This window comes from Candidatus Thiosymbion oneisti (assembly GCF_900092655.1).
GTDB lineage: Bacteria > Pseudomonadota > Gammaproteobacteria > Chromatiales > Chromatiaceae > Thiosymbion > Thiosymbion oneisti.
Window position 1 is genome coordinate 1 of record NZ_FLUY01000676.1, and the last position, 5086, is coordinate 5086.

A 5086-nucleotide genomic window follows, 5' to 3' on the forward strand; every position below is an offset into this window, starting at 1 on the left:
CCATCCGTGTCGATCCGTGTTCATCCGTGGTTCGCTTTCCGGTTGTTATCTGCACTAACCAATGGTTTTCACAGGCTAGATGACCGCAACATCCCCGCGGTCCGCTCCGAGACACTCCGCGGCGCGGAGCTTCCGCGTTCCTACGCGGCGCGTGGGAACGAGAGAAAAAACCAACCCATTGATTTTGCTTGATAAAGCCATTGATCCCCCCTCTCCCCCCCCAGGGGGCGAGGGAGCCAACCAGGCATTACTAGAGTTAGTTCTTAGACAGTTTCTAATCCGACCGACCGGGTTAAGATAGGACCAAGATCCGAATCCCGGAGGCCGCCGCCCATGTCCCGCGACCGTTTTTTCCCACCCGCCTTGCTGCTCCTGGCCGTTACCTTGCTTGCCGCCTGCACCGCCCACACCCCGACCACCGATCCGCCCACTCGGCCCTTTTCCCGCATTGGGGCAGTGTCGCACACTGCGCTCTTCCCGCGCATCGAGGCCGGGCAGCACACGGCGCCCATCCGGCGCATCGGTGTGGATGCAGCGGGGCGCTGGCTGGTGACCGCTTCCGACGACAAGACCGCCCGGATCTGGGACCTGAAGAGGGGCGCGCTCCAGCGGGTCCTGCGTCCGCCCATCGGGGCAGGCAACGAAGGCAAGCTCTCCGCGGCGGCGCTGTCGCCGGACGGTCGGCTGGTGGCCGTCGGCGGTTGGACCGAGGCCGGTACCGGGTCTCACAACATCTACCTCTTCGACCGGGCGACCGGGGCACTGGTACGACGCATCGGCGGCCTGCCCGAGGTGATTCTGCATCTCGAATTCTCGCCGGATGGCACCCAGCTGGCGGCGGCCTTGTGGGGAGGCGAAGGCATCCGGGTCTATCGCACCGATAGCTGGGTCGAGATTGGGCGGGATGCGGATTATGGCGCGGACAGCTATTGGGTCGATTTCGATGGTCGAGGGCGGCTGGTCACCAGCTCTATGGATGGATTCATCCGGCTCTATGATTCCAAATTGCGGCTCATTGCCAAGAAAAAGGCCCCGGGCGGGGAGCGGCCCTTTGGCGTGGCGTTTGCGCCGGATGGCAACCGCATCGCCGTGGGCTTTCACGACAGCACGGCGGTGGATGTCCTCTCCGGCACGGACCTGTCCCTGCGCTATAGCCCGGATACCTCGGACATGGACAAGGGCGATCTGTCAACAGTCGCCTGGTCCCGGAATGGCCGCACCCTCTTCGCCGCCGGGCGTTACCAGGATGACCACGGCCTCCCCTTGGTAAGCTGGCCGGAAGCAGGTCGTGGATCGGCCCGGATACGCCCTATTGCCAAGGATGCCGTCATGGATTTGGTTTCCCTGGCCGATGGTCGGCTGGTCTTCGGCGCCCAGGACCCGGCCTGGGGCCTGCTGGACGCCGTGGGCAGACGGATTCGGGGACAGGGACCGACCATTGCGGATTTTCGGACGCCAAGTGATAAGCTGCGTTTGTCGGATGACGGCAGGGTAGTCGAGGTCGATTTCGACGTCTTGGGGACCCATCAGAAATGGAAGAAGCATGTCCTGCGCTTGGATCTGGCCGAGCGCCGGCTAGAGCTGGACCCTCACCGGCTCCAACGCCGGCTGGCGCCCCCCCGTATCCAGGCATCCGGCCTGTCCATCACCGATTGGCGCCACAAGACCGAGCCCAAGCTCAATGGCAACCCCCTGATACTGGAACCATTCGAGACGAGTTGGAGCCTGGATATCGCCAAGGGCGGCGGGCGCTTTCTGTTGGGTACGGCCTGGTCTCTGCGTCTCTACCAGCGCAACGGTGACTTGATCTGGAAGGTTCCGGCCCCTTCGGTAGCCATGATGGTCAAGCTCAGTGGCGACGGGCGCTGGGCGGTAGCGGCCTTTGGCGACGGCAGCCTGCGCTGGTTCGAGGTGGCGAATCAGGGCCGGGAACGGCTGGCCTTGTTCCTGGACGGTGCGGCGATTGGGGCCCGGAAGCACGGCGGGAAGGCGGCGACCGTCCCCTGGTTGCTCTGGACCCCGGAGGGCTTCTTCCACAGCGCCGGGGGCGGCGAGCGGCTCATGGGCTGGCACCGCAACCGGGGCGCCGACCGGGCCGGGGAGCTGCTGAATGCCGGCCAGATCGGGGAGCTCTTCCGCCGCCCGGATCTGGTGGCCCAGGCCCTGGACCCCGGGTATCCCCAGCTCGCCCAGGCCGCCCTGCAGGAGAGCGGGGGGCTGGAGCGGCTGCTCGCGGGGACCCAGGCGCCGCGCCTGGAGCGCCTGGGTCCGGCCCAGGTCCGGGTGACGGGGCCTGATTTCACGGCCCGCTTCCGGCTGCAAGACCGGGGCAGCGGCGTCGGCCGCATCCAGTATCGGGTCGATGGAGTCCTGATCGGCCAGGGCGATGAGCGGGGCCGCTTCGGCCTGGGCCTGCCCAACCGTCGGGAGGAGTCCCGGCCCTTTTACCCTGGGGCCGGGCCGGGACTGGATCGAGCGGGAGGAGTCCCGGATCTTTACCCTGGGGCCGGGTGAGCACCGGGTCGAGGCGAGGGCCTTCGACCGCTCGGGCCATCTGGCCTCCCCCTGGCTGGTGTGGGAGGTCCAAGCTACCGGCGCGGCCCGCCGCCGACCCGCTCTCCATGGCCTGGCGGTAGGCATCGGGCCCTACCAGGACCAGGCCCTGTCCCTGGAGTATGGGGACGACGACGCGGCGGCCTTCGCGGCCGCCCTGAAGGCGGCGGGCCGCGGGCTCTTCCGAGCGGTGGATGTCCGGCCCCTGGTGAACCAACAGGCGACCCTGGCCGGCATCACCCAGGCCTTCGGAGCCGTGGCCGCAAAGGCCGGGCCCGAGGATGTGTTCGTGCTCTTTCTGGCCGGTCACGGCCTGGTCCAGGACGGGCGTTATCACTTTATCCCCTGGGACCTCCGGTATACCAACCGCAAGGCCCTGCGGGCGGGCAGCCTGCACGAGGACCGGCTGCGTGACCTGCTGGCCCAGGTCCAAGCCCGCAAGAGCCTGATCGTGATCGATTCCTGCCACGCCGGCGCCTTACTCGGGGATGGCCTGCGTCTGGCTGCCCTCTACCGCGGCGGCCCGGCCCTGGAGCACCGGGCCGCCATCGACCGCCTGATGGCCAAGACCGGCCGCGCCATGCTGGCCAGCACCACGGAGCGGAAGTTCGCCCTGGAGGGGTTGGACGGGCACGGGGTCTTTACCCATGTGCTGCTGGAGGGGCTGCGGGGCCAGGCCGACCTGCTCGGCAATGACAACCGTACCATCGAGACCAGTGAGCTGGCGGATTACCTGGAGGAAGAGGTCCCGCGCATCAGTCACCGGGTCTGGCGCTACGAGCAGCACCCCATGCGCGACCTCCAGGGCCAGTCCTTCCCCATCGGCCTGCGGCGGCGCGGTTCCGAGCCATGAGCGAGTCCGGTTCATCATTTCTAGCGAGGTTTTGCCTCAGACCGACGAGGCGTGATTCGCCGTGGATAAGAACCGCGAATGGACACCAATTTTTAGCCGCAAATGAACGCAAAAAACGCAAATTCGGAATCGATTCGATTTGCGTTCATTGGCGTTTATTTGCGGCAAAAAGAATGTTAATGAAACCTGACGAAGTGTGAGTTTTTCGTGCAATGCACAAACTTGACTCATTTGTAAAGCTGCCGGTCACTCAAGGGATCCTAGCCCGTAGGCTGGGTTGAGGAACGAAACCCAGCGATTTGACTGGAGGGTGAGAGCCAGAGAATTTGGGAGAATCGGATTATGCGTAAATGGCTACCCTGGATTCACCGGGCCTTGGCAAAGATTGCTCCAGGGATTCCCGAAGGGATCGGCAATGCAATCGGGGCGGCAATTGTCACGGCAGCGATCTCACTGTTCGGTGCTCTGGGCTATTGGTTGTGGCCGTCCAATGATTCGGAAACCATCGATAGTCCAGAGGTCACCGTTAGCCCAGAGATCACCGTTAGCCCGGAGATCACCGTTAGCCCAGAGACCACTGTTAGTCCAGAGACCACCGTTACTCCGGAGATCACCACTCTCCTGAGTCGAGGGGATGCTTATCTGAATACCGGCCGTTACAAGTCTGCCTTGGTTGCCTATAAGGAAGCCCTGGAGCGGGACCCGGACAGCACCGCCGCGCATTTCGGACGGGACAAGGCCCGGATATTCGCCGCTATGGGCCCGGATTTCGACGCCGAGGCCGCAGGGACGGCGCTGCGGGCCATGGCAAGGAATCACCCGGACGACGCCCAGCTCCAGGTCATGCTGGGTCGATTGGCCGCGGCCAGGGGAGCCACCAAGCGGGCGCGATCCCACTACGAACGCGCCCTGGAGCTCGATCCTGAGGTGGCCCAGGCCTGGTTCGCACTCGGGGTATTGGAACATGACGCAGGAGACCTGGCGGCGGCGCAGGAACACTATGAGCGGGCCCTCGAGCTGGCCCCCGACCAGCGACAATATATTACCAATCTGGCCGGTGTGCTCCTGGATCAGGGCGACTACCAAGCCGCCCTTACGCGCTACGAGGGGCTGCTGCGGCTCGCGCCCCGTCTGCTCCTGGCACGCCTGGATGCGGGCAATGCCGCCCGTCTTGCGGGGCGGCTGGATCTAGCCCGTTCCTACCACGGGCAGTTGTATCGGCACCTCTCGGAAACCGGTGTATTCCAGGAGGGGGACAATGTCGCCCAGTGGGTCTTTGCTCACCCCCAAGGACCCTTGACCATGGATGCCCCGGATACCAAACGCCGGTACGCCCTGCTGGCGGTGGCCCTCACCCGCTGGTTGGCCGGGGATCAGGCGGGGGCCCGGCGCGCCGTCGATGAGGCCCGGACCCTCGCCGATCCGGACAGCCGGGTATGGGCGACCATCGAGCAGGATCTAAGTCGCCTGGAGACGGCGCGACCGGAGTGGACGGATCGGATCGCCGCTTACCGGAATCTGCTCGGTCCGCCGGTGCCCTGAGAGGATGTCTAAAAATTAAGATACTGATTTTAAGGCACAAAATCTGTAAATTTCACGCTCGTTCCCACGCAGCGAGATTGTGAAAGAATTCGCCGTTGGTGGTAGTAAAGGGTAAACCAGCGGTCGAGCCAGATCCAA

Annotated in this window: 4 protein-coding genes; all 4 read left to right on the top strand. The window is 64.8% G+C overall.

Annotation, left to right across the window (positions count from 1 at the left end; genetic code table 11):
• Positions 1-192: hypothetical protein (locus tag BQ17_RS22455; RefSeq protein WP_218068154.1), on the top strand; the 192-nt coding region annotated here is incomplete at its 5' end.
• A gap of 141 nt (positions 193-333) precedes the next feature.
• Positions 334-2514 carry a WD40 repeat domain-containing protein gene (locus BQ17_RS07340; protein WP_089725708.1) on the top strand — a complete coding sequence of 727 codons (2181 nt, stop codon included), beginning with the start codon at positions 334-336 and terminating at the stop codon, positions 2512-2514.
• A gap of 58 nt (positions 2515-2572) precedes the next feature.
• A complete protein-coding gene (locus BQ17_RS23250) occupies positions 2573-3406 on the top strand; it encodes a caspase family protein (protein ID WP_256091511.1) in 834 nt (277 codons plus the stop codon).
• Positions 3407-3748: 342 nt separating this feature from the next.
• Positions 3749-4948, top strand: a complete 1200-nt coding sequence (locus BQ17_RS07350) for a tetratricopeptide repeat protein (protein ID WP_089725713.1) — start codon at positions 3749-3751, stop codon at positions 4946-4948.
• The last annotated feature ends 138 nt before the right edge of the window (positions 4949-5086 follow it).